The following is a 3,700-nucleotide window of genomic DNA, read 5'->3' on the forward strand; positions in this document are numbered from 1 at the left end:
GTTTACAGTAAAAGAATGGGAAGGTAAACTTGTTGTTACGGGTGTTGCAGGATTAGTAAAATTTATAACTTTAGTGGGACCGGTGGGAGTTGATGATCCGCTAATTGGTAGAAGCATTGATTGTGTTTGAGCTTTATTACTACCAACAATACAAAAAGAAAGTAGAAGGTAAAAAAATAATTTTCGGTTTTTCATAATAGTCATGTTTTAATAATAGATAATTTTTTTTATAATAGTTTGGTTATAAGAACTTATTCTCAAAAGATAGAAGCCTTTGGGATAATTAGTGAGGTTTAATTGATTGTTCATTGAATTTTTATTTTCATATTTTTCACAATGAACAAGTTGACCACTAATATTGAATAATTCAATAAAATAAAAATTGCTCGTACAGTTATTCATCTGAATATTCAAAATCCCTTTACAAGGATTTGGATATACGATGCACGTTAAATTAAGGTGGATTATTTTTTCAAATCCAGAAATACCATTTGCATCCGTTTTAATCAGGTAAACATCATAATTATTACCAAAACTATTTGTGATTCCTGAAATGATATAGCCCCCATCATTAGTTTCCCTTATGGAGCCTGCCATATCATCTCCGGAACTGCCAAATGTTCTTGTCCAGAGAGTATCCCCATTTAAATCTAATTTCATTAAATAAATATCGTTTCCTCCTGCACCAAAACTGTTTGTCGTACCTATTATAGCAAAGCCACTATCAGTAGTTGGTATAATCATCCTACCATCATCATATTCCATCCCCCCTATAGTTTTACTCCATATTATATCCCCTGTTGAATTTATTTTAAAATAATAAACATCAAAGTATCCATTTCCAATACTATTTGTTGTTCCACAAACAATAAAATCACCATTGTTTGTTATAACTGTAGAAACAGAATAATCATCAAATGATCCTCCAATAGTTTTTGTCCATAGTGTATCGCCTATACTGTTGATTCTAATTATAAAGCAATCTTTTGTATTCGATATTCCATAGTTTGAAGTAGTGCCAACAATAAGATATCCATTAGAAATATCCTTAATAACAGACGATCCCATATTCGCATTTTTCTTATTGTAAGTTTTTGTCCATAGTGTATCACCATATTTATCTGTCTTAATGACATATATGCTGCTAAAACCTGATGTAAAGCTCATTGAATAACCAGTAATGAGATAGCCACTATCTGATGTTTGAATAATATCATAGCCCTCATCATCAAAGCTTCCACCATAAGTTTTTGTCCAAAGAGTATCAAAATTCATATCTACTTTAATACAATAAACATCGCTTCCGCCGTAACCGAAGCTAGAAGTCGCGCCTGCTATTATATATCCGGAATCGTTTGTTTTAATTATTGATGATGCTTGTTCCAGTCCAACACCACCAAATGTTTTTATCCATTGCATATTCCCGTTTTGATCTGTCTTTAATAGATAAATATCACCGCCACTTCCGTAACTTTCAGTGTACCCGGCTATAATATACCCTCCATCATCGGTTTGTAATACACTGCCTCCACTTTCTTTTTGTGCCCCTCCATAGTGTTCCTGAAACATTATTTGTGCTGTTGCAACCTGTGTTGCTAAAAGAAAAAACACAAGTAAAAAGATTTTGCTTTTCATAATTTTATCGTTTAAGTTTTACATTAATTTATTTTTCATTCTTAATTTATTCGCCTCCCCATACCTGTTGTAAATATTATTATCCACAATAAAAAACAACAAGTTCCCTTCTTTATCATGCACCACCTGTTGAGCATACATCGGGTGCTGGCCGAGGTATTTTTCGTTGATTGAGGGGGAGGCGAACTTTAAATGGTCCTCATCGTGAGGCCGACCAGTTAGACCGAATGCAGTAAAAGGATGTCTTGGCAAATCAGTAATAACCGAATTGCCTGAATTAGAAAAGTTAATCACTTTGCATCCGTCATAATCAGTTGAGCCGGTTGAATATGTTCCCGGAACCGGAAACAACATACTCTGATTTTGTGCTTTACTTTGGATTGCAGCTGTTAAAGCAAAAATAACAGCTAAAAAAACTGAAAGTGTACGAATTGTTTTCATAATGCTCTATTTTTGGATTATTATTTTTTTGATTATACATTTATTTTCAAAACATAATTGCAGTAAATAAAAACCATCTTTGAGTCCGTTTAAATCCAAGGATTGTCTGTTGCCTTCACATGATGGCATCGTCTTTTCAAACAATAGTTTGCCGGAAATATCATAAATACCAATATTAAAATCTGAATTATCCGTAATATTAGACTCAATATTTAGCAAACCGGAACATGGGTTAGGGTATACTATACATTCAACGGTCTCATTAATTATTCTTTCGAAACCCGAAATGCCTTGTGAATTTGTTTTAATAAGGTACACATCGAATCCATCGCTAAAATTATTTGTATGTCCGGCAATGGCGTAACCGTTATCTGATGTTTGGATTACCGAAATTGCAAATTCAATACTTGCATACCCGAAAGTTCTTGTCCAAACCGTATCACCATTATTATCAGTTTTGATTAAATACACATCCTGATTACCCATGCCGTAACTTGATGTGTAACCGGTTAAAATAAATCCGTTGTCATTTGTACGGGCAAACCTGCCACCAATTTCATCACCAGTACCTCCGAATGTTTTATACCAGATATTATTTCCGTCATAATCAAATTTGCTTAGAAAAATGTCATTATTTCCTGCTCCAAAACTTTTTGTAGTACCTGAAACTATTATTCCATCTCCGGCATCATAGCATTGAAATGCGCCATCATAATCATTTCCGCCAAAGGTTTTAGTCCATATTGTATCTCCCTGAGAGTTGGTTCTGATAAAATAACAATCTGAGGTGTTAATTAATGACTGTTGCGCTACTCCACAAAAAAAGAAACCATTATCAGATAATTGTATAGCAGATATTCCCGAATTTGCATTTGCTTCTTCATAGGATTTTGACCATAATATTTCTCCAGTGCTATTGGTTTTAAATACATACACACTGCTAAAACCAAATGTATAAGTTAAGCTATTTCCAATAACAAAAAAACCACCATCTGAAGTTTGAATTACGTCATACGCACTTTCTTCTTTAATACCTCCATAAGTTTTAGTCCACAAAGTGTCACCGTTTTGGTTTATTTTTAATAAATAGAAATCCTTACTTCCTGCTCCATAACTGCGCGTACTCCCTGCTATTATTATATTACCATCATTGGTTTTTTTCATTGTATTTGGAACATCGTCGTCAATACCACCATAAGTTTTGGTCCATAAAACATCACCATACTCATTTGTTCTGATTAAATATATATCCCCGTACCCTGCTCCATAACTTTCAGTTATTCCAGCAACGAGGTATCCTCCGTCTTCCATTTGTAACACCCGGCAACCGTAATCGTCCGCACTCCCACCATAATGTTTCTGAAACATTATCTGCGCCCCTGCCATTTGCGAAAGCAAAAGTGTCACAATAAGTAAAAAGGTTTTTATTTTCATAATGTGATTTTTTATAAATATTAATTGTGCCTAGTTATGTAAACTAAATGTTAACAAATGAGGTAAATATGGTTTTATTATAAATTCAAAAAATAATTTTATGTGTTCTTTTATACCATTTATAATACAAATACTTACAAAAATATGAGGTTTGAAATATTATAAAATTAATTGTTACCATTAATCAAGG

3 protein-coding genes are annotated in these 3,700 nt (G+C 33.2%); all 3 read right to left on the minus strand.

Annotation, left to right across the window (positions count from 1 at the left end; genetic code table 11):
• Positions 1-207: 207 nt before the first annotated feature.
• From M0R16_13330 to M0R16_13340, 3 genes are read right to left on the minus strand one after another with little or no spacing between them, the layout of a single operon-like run.
• Positions 208-1,635 carry a T9SS type A sorting domain-containing protein gene (locus M0R16_13330; GenBank protein ID MCK9613853.1) on the minus strand — a complete coding sequence of 476 codons (1,428 nt, stop codon included), beginning with the start codon at positions 1,633-1,635 and terminating at the stop codon, positions 208-210.
• Positions 1,636-1,653: 18 nt separating this feature from the next.
• Complete coding sequence (locus M0R16_13335; GenBank protein MCK9613854.1) at positions 1,654-2,076, minus strand: hypothetical protein; 423 nt, start codon at positions 2,074-2,076, stop codon at positions 1,654-1,656.
• A 6-nt stretch (positions 2,077-2,082) separates the two neighbouring features.
• Entirely contained in the window at positions 2,083-3,510 is a 1,428-nt protein-coding gene (locus M0R16_13340; protein MCK9613855.1) for a T9SS type A sorting domain-containing protein, read from the minus strand.
• Between the last annotated feature and the right edge of the window lie 190 nt (positions 3,511-3,700).

This window comes from Bacteroidales bacterium (assembly GCA_023228145.1).
In the GTDB taxonomy this organism is placed as follows: domain Bacteria; phylum Bacteroidota; class Bacteroidia; order Bacteroidales; family CAIWKO01; genus CAIWKO01.